The following is a 21,274-nucleotide window of genomic DNA, read 5'->3' as shown; positions in this document are numbered from 1 at the left end:
GAATTATTTTGGCAAACTCACCTATCAATACAAATAATTGCTCGCATACTGTAGCAGTTTTAGCTGTTCAAGGTGCTTTTCTTGAACATCGCTTAATGCTTGAAAAATTAGGCGCACACGTTATTGAGCTTCGTCAAGCGCGCGACTTGGAGCAGTCTTTTGACCGCCTTGTTTTACCGGGCGGCGAAAGCACTGTGCAATCGAAGCTTCTCAAAGAGCAAAATATGCTCGAGCCTTTGCGTGAGAGGATTGCAAGCGGAATGCCAGTTCTTGGCACTTGTGCAGGCTTGATTTTGCTTGCAAAAAACGTGGAAGGTAACGAAGTTAGCGGATTTGGCACGCTAGACGTTACAGTTAAGCGCAACGCTTACGGCCGCCAGCTTGGAAGCTTCCACTACGAATCTGAGTTTGGAAATCTTGGCAAAGTGCCGATGACATTTATTCGCGCGCCTTATATTGTGCAAGTCGGGTCGAATGCAGAAACTCTTGCAACTGTAGATGGCAACGTTGTTGCCGCGCGCCAAGGAAATCAAATCGGAACAGCTTTCCACCCAGAGCTTGATGAAGACACTAGAATACACCAGCTTTTCTTAAGCTTATAGATATCTTGCGTTTGTAAATTAAAGTGGCACTTAAATAACTTGATTAAGTGCCACTTTTATTGATTAAATCGCCAGTAAAATCGCTAATAAATCGCTATTTTACTTCAAAAATCGCGTATCCAAAAGCTCCAAGAGATTGATTTTGAGCATCATAATTGTAGCTAATAATCGGCTTACAATCAGGCAAAGCACTAAACGAATCGTTAGATTCATTAAACGCATTTAAAGCTACAACAACACGCTTAGAGTCAGTTTCTCGCGCAAACACAAACTTTCCGCGCTCATCATAGTCAAGAACTCTAAAATTACCATGAATAAAGCAATCGTTATTTTTACGCAATTTTATAAGTTCGCGGAATAAATCACGATTATCGCTGACAGGATTTGACCAAGGCATAGGCGCTCGATAATCACACTCTTCAAAACCAATTACACCAAGCTCATCACCATAGAACACGCTTGGGGCTCCAACAGATGTAAGCAAACAAAGCTCAGCCAAGCGGAATCGCTTATCTGCCGTAGAAAAGTCGCAAGCTTCCGAAGAGCTTTGAGCACACAAGCTTCTAAAGCGACTAACGTCATGGCTATCAAGCAAATTCAATTGACCTTGAACAATCGGGAATGGGTATCTTAAAAGCATATCTACAAATCGACTATTAAACTCGCGCGCATTAATCTTGTCAAAAGCAAAGAAATCGCGGCAAACTTTGCGGAATTCGTAGTTCATAGTGGAGTCAAACATGTCTCCTTGTAGCCAACGCTCAGAATTCTCCCAAATCTCAGCAATTAGCACACTATCATTTTTAGTCTTTTTAGCAACAGAGCGGAAGGCACGCCAAAAGTCTTTATCAACTTCATTCGCAACATCCAAACGCCAACCGTCAACATCAAAATCTTCAAGCCAATAGCGGCAAACGTCCATAAAATAGTCGCGAACTTCGGGATTAGAAGTATTGAGCTTTGGCATTTTACGCTCATACGCAAAACACGTGTAGCTTGGGCGCTTACCATCTTCGGGGCGCTTAACAGGGAACTTTAATCCATAGAACCAATCCTTGTATCGCGAATTTTCGCCATTTTTAACAACATCGTCAAACGCGAAGAAATACCAACTAGAATGATTAAAAACGCCGTCAATAATTATGTGCATGCCGCGATTATGAACCTCGCTAACAAGCTCCCTAAAATCGTCGTCCGTTCCTAAATTAGGGCAAACATGGTAGTAGTCAAGAAGATCGTAACGATGGTATTCTGCAGCTTTAAAAATAGGATTCAAATACAGGCAATTAAAGCCCAAATCCTCAATATAATCAAGATTTTCGATTATTCCTCTAATGGTTCCACCCAAACGAGTGTGTAAAGTTTGGCCAGTTTTTTCATCAAAATAATCTTTTGCCTCGCAACTTATGCTACGTTTAGAATCTGCAAAACTATCTGGGAAAATGTTATAAACAACAGCCTCTTTAAGCCAATTAGGAACGTCGCTAATCTCCTCGCGGCGAATAAATGGGAACTGGTAGACTTCTGTACGATCTTCTGGAAAATCAGTCGCAATAGTATCGGCGTACAAATACAAGCACTCATCCGCATCTTGCATCTCAAAGTAATAACAAACTCTATCTAAATCGCTGCTTATGTTTGCTTCATAGTAGTCAAAGTAATCGTCGCTTGCAATCTTTTCCATTTTCAACGTGCGGAACTTATCTAACGGAGTCAAATCGACGCGATTTCCGTAATGCAAAACGCATGAACAAAGATTATTCTTTGCCGCACGCAAGCGAATTGTTAAACAATATTCTGCCGTAGAATACGCATATTGTGAAAGTGGTCGGTGCAATATTGCTTGACGATTTATCATTTACATTTCCTTTCTAGCCTCGCTGCCATTGTTTTCGACTTTATCACCTACTGTGCTACACCGCCACACTTTTATGCGATTTTCTAAAGCAGCAAGCACAAACAATCAAATTGAACGCAACGGACTTAGCATTAATGTAGTATTGCTCTAAAGATGCGCATACTTAAGTTTGGCAACACACAACAAATGCAACGGAGGCGAATATGCTTTTAGCAGTAGACATTGGCAACACGAATATTGTGCTTGGATTCTTGGAGAACGGCAAGATTGTTGGCACGTATAGAATGACTACAAAAGCAAATCACACTTCCGACGAATACGGCATTATGATTACGCAATTCTTAAATCTTAGCGGTTTTAGCGTAAACGATGTTGAAGATGTTATTGTTGCTTCGGTTGTCCCAAAAGTTATGCACTCGTTCCGCGCAAGCATTGTTAAGTTTTTGCAAATCGACCCTATGATTGTAGGCCCTGGAGTAAAAACTGGCGTAAATATTCGCATTGACGAGCCACGCTCTTTGGGAGCAGACTGCTTAGCGGATTGTGTTGGCGCGTTTTACGAATACGGTGGCCCCGTATTAGTTATAGATTTTGGCACAGCTACCACTTATAACTACGTTGATAAAAGCGGAGCAATTACTTGCGGACTTATTTGCACGGGAATTAGTGCGGCGGCTGCAGCTCTATGGGATAATACTGCTCAGCTTCCAGAAGTTGAGATTTCGCGCCCTAAATCCGTTCTTGCAAAATCAACTCGTCCTGCTATGCAAGCTGGATTGTATTACAGCTTCTTGGGTGGAATTGAGCGCACGATTGAGCAATTCAAAATAGAAATAAATGAGCCTTTTAAGGTTGTTGCTACAGGCGGCTTGGGACGACTTTTTGAAAAAGACGTTGAAACTATTGATTATTACGATCCAAATTTGATTTTTAAAGGAATGTACGAGATTTATAGACGAACGATCGGCTGCTAGCGACTTTTCCTTTGGATTACAGACCTAAAGTGCATAAGTCTAGCGCACAACAAAACCCTGATTATACCCGTATTCTTTCAAGTCTTTTTTCCAAAGATTAATACCATCTTTAAGACTAATTTTAGGACCAGGGTCGTCTGGAAGTTGAAAATCCTTACCATCGTCTTGTTTAATGCCTGCATCAATCATCGACTGCACTGTTAAACGTGCTCTTGATTTTCTGTTCCAATCATAGGCCAAACCGACTGTGAAACGAAAATCGCTACGAGAATATACTTCAAACGGCAAATATTTGTAGCCTGTATCTACATGATTTGCTGCATCTGCAAAAATACGGTTGAATTGTTGTCCTCCGAAATATGGCACATCGATTCCGCGAGAATCACGAACCATTGTTTTGTTTAGGAACGCTTTGTCTCTAAGAGTCACAACGTCTGCTGGGAATGCTCCAGATAAAACTCTTTCTTTAATACCAGTCTGATCATGGCATACAAAATTCACAAAACGCATCGCGGCTTCAGGCTTGCGACTAGACTGAAGGACGCTTAGAGCAGATCCTCCCATTTGCGCATTGTCATTGTTTCCATTCATAGTCGGAACTCTCGCTACACGCCACAACCCTGCTCCGCCTGGAATATCATGCATTAAAAGCGATGTCATCCATGCTCCAGCAAAAACAGATGCAACGCTGCCAGAACCGACTGCACTTTTCCAAGCTGGAGTCCAAGTTGCAAGTCTTGTATCAACCAAATCTTCGTCAATCATGGACTGCCAAAATTTAGTAAAGTCTTTTGTTCCTTTGTCTTTACTTAAGCGAACTGTAACGGTTTTACCATCGTGAGAAGTTATAAAAGGTCTTCCTCCTGCAAGCCAAATCATAGCGTTGTAAAAACTTGCATCTCCAGAATCTGCAGCAATATAAACGCCAATATTTTTTAATTTTCTTGCAGCATGTAGATAATCCTTCCAGGTGTGAATTTGCGTAGCATCCACACCTGCTTGGTTGAATACGTCTTGATTATAAAACCATGCTAAAGGACCTGAATCCATTGGCAATCCATAAACTCGTCCTCCTAATTGAACAGAAGACCATGTGCCTGGCGTATAAAATGTTTGAGTTCCTTGAACGCGATTTGTAATATCCAAAAGTTGTCCGCTAACCGCGTATTGTGGCAAAGCGTGATATTCAAGCTGAGCAACATCTGGCATACCGTAACCGTCTTGAATAGCGCTATTAAGATTGTTGTATCCGCTTGTATCTTTAACGCTAACTCGAATATCTGGATTTCGTTTCTCAAAATCTGCCGCAATCCGCTTCATGCTTGGTTCCCAAGACCATACTGTTATTTTTGTTCTAGAATCAACAGATCCGCATGACGCACAAAAAGCAACAATAAAAACGCATGTAATCGCAGAAATTACGCGCTTTATATTACGAACAAAAACGCGGTTTATATTACGGTTTATATTACGCATAACAAAACAACCAAAATCCTGCTTGCGACTTTTCTGCGGGCTTCTTGCACACATAATATTCACTACTATTCTACAGTTACAGATTTTGCAAGATTCCTAGGCTTATCAACGTCATAGCCTTTAAGCTTTGCCATATTCATAGCAAAAAGTTGTAATGCTACAACATCTACTAAAGGACTTAACAACGTTGGGCATTTAGGGCGCCAGAACACAATATCTGCGTAACGCTCAGCGTCTGGATCACCATCTTCTGCAACCGCAATCGTAAACGCTCCGCGAGCCTTAACTTCTTCAATTCCCGAGATTACTTTAGCGTGTAAAACGTCTCTGCCTCTAGAAGATGGCACTATAACAACAACTGGCTCGCCTTTGTCTACTAGAGCTATCGGGCCATGCTTTAATTCTCCTGCCGCAAAACCTTCTGTAAACGTGTACGCAATCTCTTTTAGCTTTAATGCGCCTTCTAAAGCAACTGGGTAGCCAACATGCCTGCCAAGGAACAGGAACGATTTTGCGTCTATTGTTTTCTTTGCGGCTTGCATAATCGAATCAGCTTGCGTATCTAAAACGTTTTGGATTTTATCTGGCATTTCTTTAAGCTGAGACACAATTTGCTGAATCTCATCCCTGTACATTGTTCCCTTGACTTGAGCCAAATAAAGCCCAAGCATGTATGCTGCTACGATTTGCGCAACAAATGCTTTTGTAGAAGCAACTGCGATTTCTGGGCCAGCATGAGTGTAAAGTACAGCATCCGATTCTCGCGGAATACTCGAGCCTTGAGTATTGCATATTGCAAGCACGCGGCTACCCTGCTCGCGCGCGTGCCTTAACGCCATTAGCGTGTCCATTGTTTCGCCAGATTGAGATATTGCGACAACAAGTGTTCTATGCGTTAAAATTGGGTCCCTGTACCTAAATTCGTGAGCCAACTCCACTTCTACTGGCACGCGCACCCAATGTTCAATCGCATATTTTGCAACTAATCCAGCGTAGCTTGCTGTTCCACAAGCCACAACTATTATCTTGTCGATTGATCGCAAAATATCTTGACTAATCCTAACTTCGTCAAGAATAATATTCCCTTTTGCGTCGAATCGTCCTCGTAAAGTATCAGCTACGGCATGCGGATCTTCGTGGATTTCCTTATCCATAAAGGAATCCCATCCGCCTTTTTCTACTGCAGAAGCATCCCAGTCTACTGTAAAACAACTAGGGTTTTCAATTTCGTTGCCGTCAAAATCAGTAAGACGAAGCTGTGCTTTTTTGTTTCCTTCTATATCTCCGATTAAAACAGCCTGATCTTGACCAACTTCAAGCACTTTATCTGTGTATTGAACAAAAGCAGCAACATCGGAGCCTAGAAAATACTCGTTATTTGAAACACCTACTACAAGCGGCGAATCGTGACGAACAGCAGCAACAATATTAGGCTGTCTAACGTCTACTGCAAGTAGAGTAAAAGCTCCTTTAAGAATTTTTGCAACTCGTCTTATTGCTTCAAAAAGATCTGGCTTACCAGTTTCTTCAATTATTTGATTCGCGATTTTTCCAAGCGCTTTTGCTGCAACTTCCGTATCTGTTTGAGACGAAAACTCTATGCCTTCTTTTTGCATTTGTTCTTTAAGACTAATAGCGTTTTCAATAATACCGTTGTGAATAAGTGCGATTTTTCCGTCGGCACTAACATGCGGATGCGCATTTAAATCACAAGGAGCGCCATTCGTAGCCCATCGAGTGTGACCTATTGCCACACTCGCTTCTGGCATTGGATCAGCTTCTATATCTTTTCTTAAAACAGCTAAGCGACCAGCTTTTTTGCGTACGCATATAGAATCCATTCCTGGAGCAGCAAGAGCTACTCCAGATGAATCATATCCGCGATACTCTAAGCGTTCTAACCCATTTAAGCAAACTTCTAGAGGCTTTGAGCAAACTGTGCCAAAACCTGCATATCCTACAATGCCACACATAATTTTCTATTGTACGTTATAAAGCGTGCGTGTTTCTACACATGTCGAAAATATGCAAAAATCTTATTAAAATACGCGAAAAACACTTGCAAAATACTTGCAAAACACTTATAAAACGTGATGTAGAAAATCTTTAAATCTTTCTGTTTGTGGGCAATCTATGATTCCTGAAGTACCACATTCAACAACTTTCCCGCCATCCATGAACACAACTTGATCTGCAACTTCTCGTGCAAAGCCAATCTCGTGAGTTACAACAATCATTGTCATTCCATCATTAGCTAAATCACGCATAACGTTAAGCACTTCACCAACTAGTTCTGGGTCTAATGCAGACGTAGGCTCGTCAAAAAGCATTATTTCTGGTTTCATCGCAAGCGCACGCGCAATGGCAACTCGCTGCTGCTGACCACCCGAAAGCTGAGAAGGATAATGGTCTACGCGGTCTGCCATTCCAACACGTTCAAGTTCTTTAATTGCTAAATCGCGTGCAGCGGTTTTGTCCATGTGTAAAACATGAACTGGCGCTTCCATAACGTTTTCAATAGCCGTCATATGTGGGAACAAATTAAAACGTTGGAACACCATTCCAAGCTTTGCGCGTTGCGCTGCAATTTCTTTGTCGTTTAACGCTTGCAATGCTTCTTTACCTTTATGTATAACGGTTTTTACGCCAATGCGCTCGCCATAAATTGTGATTTTACCAGACGTAATTTTTTCTAGTTGATTTATCAATCGCAATAGGGTTGATTTTCCACTTCCAGAAGGACCGAGTATGACTGTTACACTTCCTGGATTAACAGTCATGTCAACTCCCTTAAGGACTTGAAGATTACCGAAGGACTTGTGTAAATCCTTTATGACTACTGCTGGAGTATCACTTTTAGTAACATTTTGGCTTTGTGTATCAACCGTTAAAATATCAGTCATTTTTCCTCAAATCTAATTACGATTATATAAAATTTGTAATTTTGACGCGGTTTATGCGTTATATGTTTATGCGTTAAAACCTAACATTGTTGCATTATTGCGACCCTTTACAGCGTCACTATTCGCTTTAATCGCATTATCTCCACGTTTTGCAGCATTAGAGTTAATTTGAGCATTGTTTACAATGTCTTTTGCTTCGAATCCTTTACCAAAATGCTTTTCTAACATAACTTGAAAAACCATCAAAATAGACGTAATAATTAAATACCAAACGCTAGCAACTATAAGCAACGGAATCGGCTTATAAATACGATTTGCTACAGCATTTGTTGCAAACTGAAGTTCTAAGGTAAAAGGCACAGCTAAAACCAGAGACGTAGTTTTAAGCATACCGATAGTCTCATTGCCCAAAGGTGGAACGATAATACGCATAGCCTGAGGCAAAACAACCCTGCGCATAGTCAAAGACCTGCCCATGCCAAGAGCTTGAGCTGCCTCAACCTGACCAGCATCCACAGCTTCTAAACCAGCACGAACAATCTCCGACAAATACGCAGCCTCATTAAGAGACAATCCAATAACTGCAGCGTTTAAAGAAGTCATAACAACGTTGGAATCAATGGAGAAAAACTCAACGGATGTAAACGGAATGCCCATACTCAACTTAGGAACAAGCACAGCAAACATTCCCCAAAATACTAGCTGCGTATAAACTGGAGTACCCCTAAAGAACCAAATAAAGAACCAGCTTACGGCTCGAAGAACAGGGTTTACAGACTTACGCATCATTGCTAATCCTATAGCAAGAACGATTGCAATAATCATAGACAAGAACGTGAGTATTAGCGTCCAAGCAATGCCTGTAAGAACATTGTCGCTTATTAGATATATGCCTACAACATTCCACTCAAAACGCGGATTTGTAACTATAGAATAAAGCAGCGAGCACGCAATTATAGCTACGATTATGCCAGCTATGATTGGTCCAGGTTTTTTGACTGGTAGAATTCGATCACCATCAGAATTTTGCGAAAGCTTCTTACTCGCATTGTTAAACATATTTTCTCCATTAACATTTTAAATTGTCACATATGTGAATAATAACTAGCGGATTATTAACTAGTAATTAACGCACTTGCGATGTACAAATATATTAAATACAAATAAGGCGTGCGGTTTTCACTATACTAATAGCTACAAACGCACGCCAAATTTAAGATCAGACTTCTGGATTTACTTGCGCTTCCTTAATGGCAACGTTTTCAACACCCCACTTCTTTAGAATGTCATTATAAACGCCATTCTTCATAAGCTTATCGATTGCGGCCTTAATGAGCTTTAACATCTTAGCATCGTCCTTCTTAACAGCTGCACCCATTGGCTCCGCGTCGTTGCTGCTTTCTAGAATCTCTAGCTTTCCATTGTTCTTTATTGCAGCATAACCAGCTACAGGAGTGTCAGCATACATAACGTCTGCACGACCAGAAAGCAATGCTGTAGTGGCGTCGGTCTGCTCCTTAAAGCTCATGATTTCTAGTGGCTTATCGTTATTTGCCTTGCACTGCTTTTTAGCTTCTTCCATGATTGGCTCGCCAACAGTGCCTGTTTCTAATGTAACTTTTTTGCCGCAAAGATTCTTTGGATCTACTTTAGTTGGGTTTCCTTTACGAACTTCAAAAGATAAGCCAGCGTTTGCGTACGTTACAAAATCAACGGACTTCATACGTTCAGCGTTTACAGTAAAGCCCGAGATTCCAACGTTATATTTGCTTCCGATTGCTGGAATAATGGAATCAAACTGAGCATGCATAATCTTCGCTTTTAAGCCCATCAATTTTGCTAAAGCTTTAGAAAAGTCGATTTCGTAGCCGACTGGTGTTTTGCCATCTGCAGCGAAGAACTCTGCTGGAGCATAGCTAACGTTTACACCAACTGTTAATTCGCCAGTTTTTGCAACGCTTTCTGGAACAAGTTTTGCAATCTCATCGTCTTTTTGAACTTTGCTTACATCGTAGCTGCGTGCCACATCTGGGTCTGCTGCCTTAGAATCGGCTGGACCGCATGCGCATGTGCATCCAATCAATGCAAGAGTTGCAATTGCTGCAATAGGCTTAATTGACTTAAAAATCTTATTTGACTTAAGCATTTTCTTCTCCTGTCCAATATTTAAAGAATAAATAACTTATAATTTACAGTGATATGCATAACTATACACGATAACGCTACTAAATTGCGATTATTAAAATGCAAAAACTGAATATTCATAAATTGACATACATGAATATGCTAAAAATCAGCAAAAAATAACGAATTGCAAAATCAAAAGCCGTATATTATTCACAAAAATGAATAATATACGGCGTGTCGCAATACAATCACAAACAGCAAATCACCTAGATTGCATATTCTTGTATCGCATAGCGCGCAATGCTTCGCGCTTATCTTGTTCTTCGCGCAACGCTTGACGCTTATCGTACTCTTTTTTGCCTCGCGCCAAAGCAATCTCAACTTTAGCGTAGCTGCCTTTAAAATAAATCCTCAAAGGCACAATGGTATAACCTTTAGCTTCAATCTGCCTAGAAAGCTTAGCAATTTGAATCGCATGAAGAAGCAACTTGCGCTTGCGCTTAGGAGCATGATTATTCCAAGTGCCATTTAAGTACTCTGGAATATTTGCGCCTTCTAGCCAAATCTCACCACGTCTATCAATATTCACAAACGCTTCAGCTAAAGAAGCTCTGCCTTCGCGCAAAGACTTAACCTCTGTGCCAGTAAGAGCAATACCTGCTTCATAGCAATCTTCAATCGCATAGTCGTGATTTGCTTTTTTATTTCTTGCAACAGTTAAAGTACCATCTGAACCAGGTTTTTTATCCAAATTACACCAGCCTAAATCGAATCATAAAAATTAATAGTGAACATACTCATAATTGCCAGCATTACGAATAGTCCTATAAGACGGGAACGTAGCAAATCCAACGCCACCTTCAGAAATCAGTACCGAACCGTCCGAATTAACGCGTTCAACAACAGCAACATGTCCATATGTAGGATCTGATCCAGCAGCTCCTCTAGCAAATACCATAACAGCACCAACATGCGGTGTGCGATTTACAAGATACCCAAGTCTACGCCCAGAATTCGCCCAATCAGCACCGTTGCCCATAAAGGATCCTACTGGAAGACCAAGCTGTGATCTGCGCAAATACGCCCAAAGTGTGCATTGGCGAGCTGGATAGGCAGAACCTCCAGCTGTGTTACCAGTATTATGACCATAGCAATTGCCAGAACCAGCAGGACAATTCCCAGGAACCGCGTAATTCATACCATTTGCAGCACCATTAGAAAGCGGCAGCGAAGGCAAAGAAGGAGTATTCCAACTGCCGCCGCCTCTAAGCTGTTGACGATTACCATTATTAGGATTCATGCGAGCTGCAGCCGTAGCAGCTAAAGCCCTAGCTTGAGCGTCAATCTGTGACTTCAAAGCAATTATTTCAGCAGCTTCGCGAGCATCTTGAGAAGTAAGACTATTCTTTTGACTCTCTAACTGCTTTCTTAGAATAGTTCCCTGATCTCTTAAAGACTGAAGAGAACGCTGCTTTTCACTGGCAGCCTTAGCCGCAGCCTGAGCACTCTGCGCCTCAGAATCAGCTTTTGCTTTTAATTTTTGAATCTCTGTTTCAATAGCAGCTAAGCGCTGACGTCTATTCATAGAATTACTCAAAGTAACAGCAGCATCATTTGCAGCATTTGCTTCGCTACGTGCAACAGCAGCTTCTGACTGAAGTTTTCCAACAAACTGCTCGGTAGTAGTGGAGTTAGTCACCATTGCCATTACGTTAGAGGCATTGGAGCCATGGAAACTTTTGCGAGCAAGTTGAGCTACAGCAGCCTTTGCATCATCAAAATCTTCGCCAGTCTGCTTGATTTTTTCTTCTAAATCGAGTTTGTCTTTTTGCGCAGACTGCAAACGCTGATTTGTTGATTCAACAAGGCCCATAGCTTGTTGCGCTTGCTCCTGAGCTTGCTGAGCAGCACGGACTTGATTAGGGATTTGATGTTCGTTTAAATCATTGAGCTCTAGGATCTTATCAGCAAGCTGTTTATTGACTCCAGCAAGACGCTTTTTAAGAGCGGCATTACTTTGAACTTTCCTGTTGTAATCTTGCATGGTAACTGCATCAGCGCGTAGTGGCTGGCAAGCATATAAGGTAATACCGGCAGAAAGCATAAGAAAGCTGCTTGCAATCACGCTTGCAACAGTGCGCTTACAATATTTTGCATGGCATTTCTTGCTTTCCATATTTACTTCCCTTTCAAGTAGAATAATTCAAACACAACTAATGCGAATTATACATTGAAAATTCTATTATCGATAAAATTTTTTTATTTATGATTTTTTATTTATGATCTATTAATGTTCATAATTTATTGATAATTTAAATTTTTCTTTTATGTTTACGCTTGCAGATATCTTCTGAGTGCAACCGCGGAGGCGACTATTGAAAGTAGCACGGCTCCAAGAACCAGCACTGGAACTGTCATCCAAACAGTTGTTTGATTTACAAATGGCATCCAACGAACGTTTTGTGCAAGCCAATCTGTAATAAACACTTTAACAACAACGCTTAGCGCGCACCCAGATAGCAGAGAGCCCATAAGGGACGCAAAAGCACCTTCTAAAATAAATGGCATGCGAATTGTCCAATTAGACGCGCCCACAAGTCGCATAATCTCCGTCTCTTGTTTTCTAGATGCTGCAGACATACGAATAGTTGTACCGGTTAGCATAATCGCAACAACAACCATAACTGCAGCAAGCACGATTGTAACAGCCGTGGCATGATTCAAAACGCTAAACACTGGGTCAAAAATTTGTCTTTGGTCTACTACTTCCTCAACACCATTTCTGCCAGAAAGAACTTCTGAAACAACCTGGTATTTGGTTGGATTTGTGAGCTTTAGTCGCAAAGAATCTTGCATATCAGCAGCTGTTAAAGTACGCCCCTGATATAAGCCATTAGGATATTGCTTAAGAAAAGTATTCTTGTAAAATTCGCTTCTACTAACATAAGTGATATTCGAAACATCATCACCTAACTCTTGGTTAATAATGTTTTCCAATTTTACAATTTCTTCTTTAGTAGGAGCTTTTCCAGAAGCACAGGATGCTGACTGACTTGTACCGTCTGGGCAAAGCCATGCTACAACTTCTACCTTGTCATACCAATCGCCTTTGGCTTTTGTGATTTGCGCTTGCATAAGAACAGATGCGCCTATAAACAAGAACGATATGAAGGTAACGAGCATTACCGAAACAATCATAGAAACGTTTCTGCGCAAGCTAATCCACGTTTCTGAGAATATGAACTGCAATCGCATTACTCGTCTCCTTCGTTCTTAAGATTTTCGCTTTTACTGGCTTCAGATTTACTTTTTTCATTGGATTCTTTAGATTCAATATAATCGCCAGTTTCGCTTGGATTCTCGCTTGTATTGCCGACGTTTTCGCCAGAATTTTCGCTAGAATTTTCAATATCGTTTTCGACAATATTTTCTGTATTATTCTTATCTTTTTGATTCTCACTTAAATCAAGAGAATCGCCAGAATCCGAAGAGTTGCTAGAATCTGCAAAATCTGAATTCTTCATATCTTCAGCATCATTCGACTTTTGCACGGGAGGAGCTGGTGGAATTGAAAGACCACGCCCCCAAGTCATAGTTGTTTCTAAAGGCTGAAAAACTTCACCATATCTACCCGTTCTGCCTGAATGAACAGATTGCGCAAGTCGAGCAATACCCTCATTATCTTCAGAACCATTTTGCAAAGTTTGCGCAACAGCATCCATAGCCTGCTTTGCTTGAGCTGCACGCTTTGCGCGTTTAGACATGAATCTGTAATTTTTAGGATCTTCAGAAGACGAGTTAAAACTAGTGTGATCAGAGCCTGAATCTGCCACAGTACGAACACCTGAATCGCCTTCAACTGCCTGCTGAGCTTTCGACTTTTGCTCAACATCTGCGTCTGGGAAATAAAGCGCAGAATCATAAGAGCCTTCGCGTTCGTCTCGCACAATTTTTCCAGCATGAAGCTCCACAACTCGCTTGCGCATTGAGTTAACAATTTCTTCATTATGCGTAGCCATAACAATTGTAGTGCCCGTACGATTAATGGCGTCCAAAACTTCCATAATGCCAAGCGAAGTAGTTGGATCCAAATTACCAGTAGGCTCGTCAGCGAGAAGAATTTGCGGATGATTCACGTACGCGCGCGCAATTGCAACACGCTGAGCTTCACCACCCGAAAGCTCATGCGGATAATTATTTTCCTTACCAGTTAAGCCAACCGTTTCAAGCACACGCGGAACAAGCGACTTAATAGTAGAACGACTCGTGCCAATAACTTCTAGTGCAAAAGCCACGTTCTGATACACGGTTTTATTATTCAACAGTTTATAATCCTGGAAAATAAAGCCGAGAGTACGTCTATACTGCGGAACCTGACGATTCACTAAGCGTCGCAAGTCATTACCAGCAACGTGAATCTCGCCCTTAGTGGCCTCCTCTTCGCGCAGCAGCAAGCTTAGAAGAGTTGTTTTACCAGATCCAGACGCTCCAACAAGAAACACGAAGTCGCCACGATTAACGTCTAAAGAAATATCGTCCAAAGCAGGGCGCGTACCCTTAGGATAGATCTTCGACACATGTTCTAGTGAAATCAGAGACATATTCTGCAGTTTCCTTTACGAACTATTGAACGATATACTTTAATTTTGTTTTTAACTATTTTATATTTTATTTTTGATTTTTATTCTGACTTTTATCTTGAATTTTATCTTGAATTTTATCTAATGCAGACTAAGCTTGCGACTTTTCCTCAGCCTCTTTTTTAGCTGCAACTCTCTGTTCGTGACGCCAACGAATTCCAGCTTCAATAAAACCGTCAATATCGCCGTCAAAAACAGCCTGAGTTTGCGAAGTTTCGTAGCCAGTGCGCAAATCCTTCACCATCTGGTATGGGTGAAGCACGTATGAGCGCATTTGGTCTCCCCAACTTGCCTTAATATCTCCAGCAAGCTCCTTCTTTTTCGCTGCTTCCTCAGCATGCTTAAGCACAAGTAAACGCGATTGCAAAACCGCCATTGCAGCAGCTCGGTTCTGAATCTGGCTGCGCTCATCTTGCATTGAAACAACCAAACCAGTTGGCAAATGCGTGATGCGCACAGCGGAATACGTAGTGTTTACGCCTTGTCCGCCAGGGCCAGACGCCTGGAAAGTATCCACACGAATGTCAGAATCTGGAATGTCAATATGATCTGTAGCTTCAACAAGTGGGATTACTTCTACGGCACTAAAGCCAGTTTGACGCCTGCCTTGATTGTCGAATGGAGAAATACGAACCATTCTGTGAGTGCCGCCTTCTACGGAAAGACGACCATACGCATATGGGGCATCAACTTGGAAAGTGGCGGATTTAATACCAGCTTCTTCTGCGTAAGACGTATCCATCATCTTAGTTTTGTAGCCGTTTCGTTCCGCCCAACGCAAGTACATTCTAAGAAGCATTTGCGCAAAATCGGCAGCATCCACACCACCCGCACCAGAGCGTATTGTCACCACCGCTGCACGAGCATCATATTCGCCGTCAAGAAGAGTTTGAACTTCCATATCGTCCAACTCGTGAGCAATAGAGCCAAGCTCCTCTTGAGCCTCGCTCATAGAATCAGCATCCTCTTCTTCCTGACCAAGTTCAATCAAAGTCTTAGTATCTTCAATGCGTTGCTCAACGGCTTGTAAACGCTTTAATTGAGACTGAGCTGCCGAAAGCTTACTCGTAACTTGCTGAGCGTGATCAGAATCATCCCAAAGTCCAGGCTCCGAAGCCTGCTTTTCTAAATCTGCAATAGCAGTCTTCAACGAATTAACGTCTAAAGCCTTAGAAATCAAAGAATACTTTGCTTCAACATCATTTAACGCTTGGGCAAAATCAAATTCCGCCATTTATTTAAAGTACCTCTTTATATTTTATATTATTCGTTTTACGCACTTACTATTCGAAGTTTAGCGTACGGTCAAAATCTCTGGACCATTCTCTGTAATTGCAATCGTATGCTCGCTATGAGCGCCACGCGAACCGTCAGCAGATCGAAGAGTCCAACCGTCTTTTGGATCTTGATAAATCTCGTCAGTAGTCTTTAAGAACCACGGCTCAATAGCAATAACCAAGCCTGGGCGAAGCTTGTAGCCGTGATGCGCAGTGCCATCGTTAGGAACGTGCGGATCGCCATGCATAATATGGCCAACTCCGTGACCGCCAAACTCAAGGTTTACGCTGTAACCATACTCGTGAGCAACGCATCCAACAGCTGCAGAAATGTCTCCAAGGCGGTTTCCAGGCTGAGCCATGTTAATTCCAGCCTCAAGTGCTTCCTCAGTGCACTTAATTAAGCGCAAATCTTCAGGATCCGCATGCTTTCCAACCACGAAACTAATAGCAGAATCTCCAACCCATCCGTCAACGTTAACCGCTAAGTCAAGAGTCAACAAATCGCCGTCTTTAAGGTTGTAATCAAAAGGAACTCCGTGAAGAACAGCATCGTTTACAGAAGTGCAAATGTAGTGCGCAAAAGGACCAGTTCCAAAATCAGGAGCGTAGTCAACATAGCAAGAAGACGCACCTTTACGGCTCATAATGCGTTGACGAACAAAGTCATCAATCTCAAGAAGATTTGTTCCAACTTTTGTCATTGCTTGTAAATCTTTAAGAATACTACCAACGAAGCGACCCGCAGGCTTCATAGCTTCAATCTCGGATGGAGTTTTAAGTTCAATCATGATTTAAGACTAACGCGCAGGCACGAAAATAGCGCAAAATATAGCGAAAATACTAGCTAATGATGTCGCTTAATACTTGTAATCTAGGCACATGCCTAATAACAATGATAATAATAATAAAGAATCGCAGAAGGAAATTTCTGCTGTAAATTTTGACCCAGCTTCCTTCTCATCGGTTACTCGACCACAAGACGATTTATTCCGTTACGTAAACGGTCCTTGGATTGACACTTACACTCTTCCAGAAGACAAGCCAATGTATGGTGCTTTCTACAAGCTCGCAGAAGATGCAGAGACGCAAATTCGAGATATTTTAGAAAGCGAAGATTGCCCAGCCAAAAAGTCGCGAATCTTATACCGCAACTATTTGGATACTGCATCTATTGAAAAAGCTGGAATTACGCCAATTAAGAGCGATTTAGACGCTGTTGATGCGGCAAACAGCAAGGAAGACCTGGTTCGCACTATTGCTTCTCTTACTCCATACGGTGGTCCAAATGCAATGTTTGCTTTTGGCGTCTGCGGAGACCCTAAAGACCCTAAGACGAATATTATGCACATTGAGCAGGCTGGATTGGGCTTGCCAGACGAAGCATACTATCGCGAAGATAATTACGCTCCGATTCGCGCTGAATACGTAAAAATGGTGGCTTCATTGTTGCGCTTAGCTGGATACGGTGATGCCACTACTACAAGAGAGCAATCGGAACGTTTCTTGAAGGTTGAAACACAAATCGCAAGCAACCACTGGGATAACGTAGCAACACGCGATTCTCAAAAAACTTATAATCCTTACGATTATGCGGATTTGGCAAAAACGCTTGAAGCGCTGAATCTTGACGCATTCTTGGATGCTGCTCAAAAATCTTACGACGATTCCGAAGAAGCAAAGAATCAGCCAATAGATTTTCGTAAAGCTTTTAGCAAAGTAGTAGTTCACGAGCCAAGCTTTATAGAAGGATTGAATAAGATTTGGCAAGAAGCCGACTTAGAAGATCTAAAGCTTTGGGCACGCGTGCACGTGATTTTGTGCTGGGCAAGCATGTTAAGCGAGGATTTTGCACAAGCGCGATTTGACTTCTACGGCAAAGTTCTTTCCGGCGCCACCAAGCCGCGCGACCGCTGGAAGCGCGCAATCGGAGTTGTTGACGATGCTTGCGGCGAAGAAGTCGGTAAAGAATACGTGCGCTTGCACTTCCCTGAGTCTTCTAAAAAGTATATGCAAGGCTTAGTTGACAATCTTATTAACGCTTACCGCGAGTCGATTTCTCACAGCAGCTGGCTTGGCGAGGAAACTAAAGCAAAGGCTTTGGAAAAGCTTAGCAAGTTTGAACCAAATATTGGTTATACTAATCATTGGATTGACTACTCTGCGCTAAATATTAAGGAAGACGCTGGCTTAATTGAGAATATGCGCGAAGTTTCTCGATTTGTGTTTGGTAGGTATACTGCAAAAGCTGGAGAACCTGTGGATCGCGAAGAATGGCAGATGACTCCGCAAACTGTAAACGCTTACTACGATCCGCTGCTTAACGTAATTGTGTTCCCAGCTGCGATTTTGCAGCCGCCATTCTTTAGCCCGAGTGCTCCAGACGCAGCAAACTACGGCGCTATTGGTGCCGTAATCGGTCACGAAATCGGCCACGGTTTTGACGATCAAGGTTGCGAATACGACGGCGACGGCGTGCTTAACAATTGGTGGACTGAAGAAGACAAAACCAACTTCACTGAGCGCACTAAAACGCTTATTGAGCAATACAATGCTTTTACACCAACGCAGCTTATTGTTAAATACTCTCACTTAAAGAGCAAAGAAGAGCGCGATGCAATGCCTCACGTAAATGGCGCTTTAACAATCGGCGAAAACATTGGTGATTTAAGCGGAGTAACTATTGCTCTTAAAGCCTATGCTTTTGCTTTGCAAAAGAGCAAGGGACAAGAAATCGACGGAAGTGACGATGCGATTCGCGAAACTTTGCTGAACGCTCCTAAGATTGATGGTTTCACTGCTTTGCAACGATTCTTCTTAAGCTACGCACTTGTGTGGCGTTCAAAGGCTCGTAACGAGATTGCGGAGCAATACCTTCAAATCGACCCACACTCCCCTGCAGAGTGCCGCACTAATGGCATTGCGCGCAACGTTGACTTGTTCTACGATGCTTTCGACGTTAAAGACGGCGACGAGATGTGGCTTGCTCCAAGCGAGCGCGTACACATTTGGTAAATCGCAAATAAAACTAAAGTAAATAAGTAAACAAAAGCCTGCAAGCGTTTAAAACGTTTGCAGGCTTTTTAAATGATACTAATCAGATTTACTAATCAGATTCACACGCCGAAAGCGTAGGTCTTAACATCCGACAAATTACCGTTCTCATCGTAAGCTTCGAAATGAGTCCAGTAAATGCCTGGGCGTGGGCTCCACAAAGCCCAAGGACCATCAAATCCTTCAACCCACTGCTTAGCATTGTAATCATAAATCTTAATCTTGGTAGAACCATTAGGATTATTAGTGGATGCACCAAGAAGAACACTACTGCCTTGCCAACCAGCATAAGTTCCAGTAATAACTGTTTGGCTTGGAACTGTGTAGTGGAAAGCAATTGTCTTTTCTAGAACAACTTTCTTGGTAGAAGGATCACGAGCTTCGCAATGCAGCCAATAATCACCTGGCTTTGTAACCCAAGAAGCCCAGTTTCCAGTACTCCAATCAGCAATAGTAGCCCACTGCTGAGTATTCAAATTGTAGGAAAGCCAACGATACTCAAGCTGCTTGTCGGTGTAAGCATTTGCACCAACAGCAATATCGTTATTACGAATAATCCAAGCAAAATCAAGGTGAGGAGCAACACCTAACTTGCCTTGTGGGTAGTCAGTGTCTCCAACCTGAGTTGAAAGAGTCAAAACAGATACTCTTCCGTATTTGGTACCTGCTATTTCGCCATATCCGAAGGAAATGTTTTCTGGATTCAAAATCTGGTAAAGATGAGCATTGTCAGTAGTTGCAGCACCATTAGACTGGTGTAATGCAGATTCCTCTCCAGCAGTCCAATCCGACATAGCTTCTTCTGGGCTTTCACCCCAAGCAACGTTTTCGCCCCAAGCCTTACGACCATCGTAGTTTGGAAGGCTCACACCATCCGCAGCAAAATGACCAAGTTTTCCATGCTGAACAGTCTCATTTGCACGACGATAAGCATCCTCTTCATTAGCACGATCATAGCGAATATCGTTAATATACTGCTCTTTTGTAAGACCCTTAGAAGCAACATAATCCGCAAGAGGCATACCGTTCATAAGGGTAACGCCATCGTCATAATACTTTGAACGCACATCACGAATTGCACCTAAAATGTAGCTTGCAACTGACTGATTCTGAACTTGCCAATTAGTATTAACATTAGCAACACTGTGATTCTGCACTATAACCAAAGCACTAGCAGATACTGCAGTAGATCCAATCATTGCTACGCAGGCAACGGCTGATGCTGCAGCAGCTAAACATTTCTTTGCAGAAAATACGTGCGACTTATGCCACATAAATGTAGTCCTCTCTCCACGTGATTAATAACTACTTTTCAGTAATCCCTGATTCAAATAACACAAACATGTAGGCAAAAAATTCAAGCTTCACCTTCCAATGCTAATGAAAAACAAAAACTACTTCCGCTAAGTATATCAATCTACATATATTTTCCGCATTTTAGACTCGCTTACTCAGTTTTATATATTTTGTCAAGAGTTTTTAAACGATGTGCATAAAGCATAGGCTTTAACCACATTGATAAAAATATCTTGCAAAACTATTTTTGATACTTCATAGTTGATTCTACTGCGGCAAATTTATTGAAAATCACAATAATCAACACGTGTTGCGCGATGAATTTTGAGATTTAAATTAGTCGCAGTCCAAACTTTTGAAAGGTTAAGAATATGGCACAACAACAAGCAACACTAACAATCAGCGGCTATGTAGGGAATGACCCTGTGAACTTTAGTCGCAACGAAAACTCACCAGCATGCTCACTTAGAATAGGAAGCACAACGTCTTACTATCATAGCGAGGAAAGACAGTGGAAAGATAGACCGACAACTTGGATGACAGTAAAAGCATACAAGTCTTTAGCTGCAAATGTACTAAAAAGCGTGCATAAGGGAGACGCGATAGTCGTATGTGGAAATTTAAACACGGAATCCTGGCACAAAGACGGAGAAGACCGATCTCGAGTTGTACTAGAAGCAACCGCAATTGGACACGACCTAAATCGAGGAATCAGTGCTTTTACTAAATACTCTTATAATCGTGGAAGAACCGATCAGAGTAACAATAGCAAATATCACACTAATCAAATAAACCAAGAAAATCGGTCAAATCAAGAGACTTATTCCAACCAAGATTTGAGCTTGGCGATGAAAAACCCTATGGCTAATACATATTCTATGGATTCTTCGCAAGAAAACGACAGCCAAGAATACCATTATGATGCTGAATCTTCAGCAAAAGAAACAATAGATTTCGTCTCACAAGTCGAAGAAAACCAATATGACGATATTGAAGGAGGTGTAAATGATTTTTAGAAAGTTTTAATAGAATTAAACATTAAAACTTATGAACATTCTATTCTAATA

Annotated in this window: 17 protein-coding genes; 4 read left to right on the top strand and 13 right to left on the bottom strand. The window is 41.8% G+C overall.

Annotated elements, in window-relative coordinates; all coding sequences use genetic code 11:
- The first annotated feature begins 8 nt into the window (after positions 1–8).
- Entirely contained in the window at positions 9–602 is a 594-nt protein-coding gene (gene pdxT / locus P0106_RS02110; RefSeq protein ID WP_004113516.1) for a pyridoxal 5'-phosphate synthase glutaminase subunit PdxT, read from the top strand.
- A gap of 94 nt (positions 603–696) precedes the next feature.
- Here pdxT and P0106_RS02105 read toward each other — a convergent pair whose 3' ends face one another.
- Positions 697–2,460: a glycoside hydrolase family 13 protein gene (locus tag P0106_RS02105; RefSeq protein WP_285069983.1), complete on the bottom strand. Its 1,764-nt coding sequence runs from the start codon at positions 2,458–2,460 to the stop codon at positions 697–699.
- A gap of 203 nt (positions 2,461–2,663) precedes the next feature.
- Here P0106_RS02105 and P0106_RS02100 point away from each other — a divergent pair, with 203 nt between their 5' ends.
- Positions 2,664–3,434 carry a type III pantothenate kinase gene (locus P0106_RS02100; RefSeq protein WP_004114938.1) on the top strand — a complete coding sequence of 257 codons (771 nt, stop codon included), beginning with the start codon at positions 2,664–2,666 and terminating at the stop codon, positions 3,432–3,434.
- 39 nt (positions 3,435–3,473) lie between these two features.
- Here P0106_RS02100 and P0106_RS02095 read toward each other — a convergent pair whose 3' ends face one another.
- From P0106_RS02095 to map, 11 genes are all read right to left on the bottom strand, one after another.
- The gene (locus P0106_RS02095; protein ID WP_473730375.1) at positions 3,474–4,964 is read right to left on the bottom strand and encodes an extracellular solute-binding protein; all 1,491 of its coding nucleotides are present in this window, start codon (positions 4,962–4,964) and stop codon (positions 3,474–3,476) included.
- Between the two features lie 11 nt (positions 4,965–4,975).
- Positions 4,976–6,883 carry a glutamine--fructose-6-phosphate transaminase (isomerizing) gene (gene glmS, locus P0106_RS02090; RefSeq protein ID WP_004114934.1) on the bottom strand — a complete coding sequence of 636 codons (1,908 nt, stop codon included), beginning with the start codon at positions 6,881–6,883 and terminating at the stop codon, positions 4,976–4,978.
- Positions 6,884–6,991: 108 nt separating this feature from the next.
- The gene (locus P0106_RS02085) at positions 6,992–7,813 is read right to left on the bottom strand and encodes an amino acid ABC transporter ATP-binding protein (protein WP_014554542.1); all 822 of its coding nucleotides are present in this window, start codon (positions 7,811–7,813) and stop codon (positions 6,992–6,994) included.
- A 66-nt stretch (positions 7,814–7,879) separates the two neighbouring features.
- The gene (locus tag P0106_RS02080; RefSeq protein ID WP_101886500.1) at positions 7,880–8,872 is read right to left on the bottom strand and encodes an amino acid ABC transporter permease; all 993 of its coding nucleotides are present in this window, start codon (positions 8,870–8,872) and stop codon (positions 7,880–7,882) included.
- 160 nt (positions 8,873–9,032) lie between these two features.
- Positions 9,033–9,959: an ABC transporter substrate-binding protein gene (locus P0106_RS02075; protein ID WP_004114929.1), complete on the bottom strand. Its 927-nt coding sequence runs from the start codon at positions 9,957–9,959 to the stop codon at positions 9,033–9,035.
- A 243-nt stretch (positions 9,960–10,202) separates the two neighbouring features.
- Positions 10,203–10,691, bottom strand: coding sequence for an SsrA-binding protein SmpB (gene smpB, locus P0106_RS02070; RefSeq protein ID WP_004113499.1), 489 nt, complete (start codon positions 10,689–10,691; stop codon positions 10,203–10,205).
- Positions 10,692–10,721: 30 nt separating this feature from the next.
- Positions 10,722–12,116, bottom strand: a complete 1,395-nt coding sequence (locus P0106_RS02065) for a CHAP domain-containing protein (RefSeq protein WP_410310805.1) — start codon at positions 12,114–12,116, stop codon at positions 10,722–10,724.
- A 155-nt stretch (positions 12,117–12,271) separates the two neighbouring features.
- Positions 12,272–13,195 carry a permease-like cell division protein FtsX gene (ftsX, locus tag P0106_RS02060; RefSeq protein WP_004114923.1) on the bottom strand — a complete coding sequence of 308 codons (924 nt, stop codon included), beginning with the start codon at positions 13,193–13,195 and terminating at the stop codon, positions 12,272–12,274.
- Positions 13,195–14,541, bottom strand: a complete 1,347-nt coding sequence (ftsE, locus tag P0106_RS02055; protein WP_004114920.1) for a cell division ATP-binding protein FtsE — start codon at positions 14,539–14,541, stop codon at positions 13,195–13,197. The genes ftsX and ftsE overlap by 1 nt, the downstream gene beginning before the upstream one ends.
- A gap of 130 nt (positions 14,542–14,671) precedes the next feature.
- Entirely contained in the window at positions 14,672–15,814 is a 1,143-nt protein-coding gene (prfB, locus tag P0106_RS02050) for a peptide chain release factor 2 (protein WP_004120869.1), read from the bottom strand.
- Between the two features lie 60 nt (positions 15,815–15,874).
- Complete coding sequence (gene map, locus P0106_RS02045; protein ID WP_004138346.1) at positions 15,875–16,648, bottom strand: type I methionyl aminopeptidase; 774 nt, start codon at positions 16,646–16,648, stop codon at positions 15,875–15,877.
- A gap of 91 nt (positions 16,649–16,739) precedes the next feature.
- Here map and P0106_RS02040 point away from each other — a divergent pair, with 91 nt between their 5' ends.
- On the top strand, positions 16,740–18,872 hold the full coding sequence (locus P0106_RS02040; RefSeq protein WP_285069971.1) for a M13 family metallopeptidase: 2,133 nt from the start codon (positions 16,740–16,742) through the stop codon (positions 18,870–18,872).
- 101 nt (positions 18,873–18,973) lie between these two features.
- Here the strand turns inward: P0106_RS02040 and P0106_RS02035 are convergent, their stop codons facing one another.
- Positions 18,974–20,185 carry a spore germination YkwD domain-containing protein gene (locus tag P0106_RS02035; RefSeq protein WP_014554537.1) on the bottom strand — a complete coding sequence of 404 codons (1,212 nt, stop codon included), beginning with the start codon at positions 20,183–20,185 and terminating at the stop codon, positions 18,974–18,976.
- 393 nt (positions 20,186–20,578) lie between these two features.
- Between P0106_RS02035 and P0106_RS02030 the strand changes: the two genes are divergently transcribed.
- The gene (locus P0106_RS02030; RefSeq protein WP_004138146.1) at positions 20,579–21,223 is read left to right on the top strand and encodes a single-stranded DNA-binding protein; all 645 of its coding nucleotides are present in this window, start codon (positions 20,579–20,581) and stop codon (positions 21,221–21,223) included.
- Positions 21,224–21,274 lie beyond the last annotated feature (51 nt).

It is taken from the genome of Gardnerella sp. c11Ua_71 (assembly GCF_055818025.1).
Note: the sequence above shows the minus strand (reverse complement) of the source record. Positions and strands in the feature narration are given on the sequence as shown.

Coding starts and splice junctions, on each gene's coding strand:
- P0106_RS02105 (WP_285069983.1), bottom strand. CDS start 2,460: ATGATAAATCGTCAAGCAATATTGCACCGACCACTTTCACAATATGCG.
- P0106_RS02100 (WP_004114938.1), top strand. CDS start 2,664: ATGCTTTTAGCAGTAGACATTGGCAACACGAATATTGTGCTTGGATTC.
- P0106_RS02095 (WP_473730375.1), bottom strand. CDS start 4,964: ATGTGTGCAAGAAGCCCGCAGAAAAGTCGCAAGCAGGATTTTGGTTGT.
- glmS (WP_004114934.1), bottom strand. CDS start 6,883: ATGTGTGGCATTGTAGGATATGCAGGTTTTGGCACAGTTTGCTCAAAG.
- P0106_RS02085 (WP_014554542.1), bottom strand. CDS start 7,813: ATGACTGATATTTTAACGGTTGATACACAAAGCCAAAATGTTACTAAA.
- P0106_RS02080 (WP_101886500.1), bottom strand. CDS start 8,872: ATGTTTAACAATGCGAGTAAGAAGCTTTCGCAAAATTCTGATGGTGAT.
- P0106_RS02075 (WP_004114929.1), bottom strand. CDS start 9,959: ATGCTTAAGTCAAATAAGATTTTTAAGTCAATTAAGCCTATTGCAGCA.
- P0106_RS02065 (WP_410310805.1), bottom strand. CDS start 12,116: ATGGAAAGCAAGAAATGCCATGCAAAATATTGTAAGCGCACTGTTGCA.
- ftsX (WP_004114923.1), bottom strand. CDS start 13,195: ATGCGATTGCAGTTCATATTCTCAGAAACGTGGATTAGCTTGCGCAGA.
- ftsE (WP_004114920.1), bottom strand. CDS start 14,541: ATGTCTCTGATTTCACTAGAACATGTGTCGAAGATCTATCCTAAGGGT.
- prfB (WP_004120869.1), bottom strand. CDS start 15,814: ATGGCGGAATTTGATTTTGCCCAAGCGTTAAATGATGTTGAAGCAAAG.
- map (WP_004138346.1), bottom strand. CDS start 16,648: ATGATTGAACTTAAAACTCCATCCGAGATTGAAGCTATGAAGCCTGCG.
- P0106_RS02040 (WP_285069971.1), top strand. CDS start 16,740: ATGCCTAATAACAATGATAATAATAATAAAGAATCGCAGAAGGAAATT.
- P0106_RS02035 (WP_014554537.1), bottom strand. CDS start 20,185: ATGTGGCATAAGTCGCACGTATTTTCTGCAAAGAAATGTTTAGCTGCT.
- P0106_RS02030 (WP_004138146.1), top strand. CDS start 20,579: ATGGCACAACAACAAGCAACACTAACAATCAGCGGCTATGTAGGGAAT.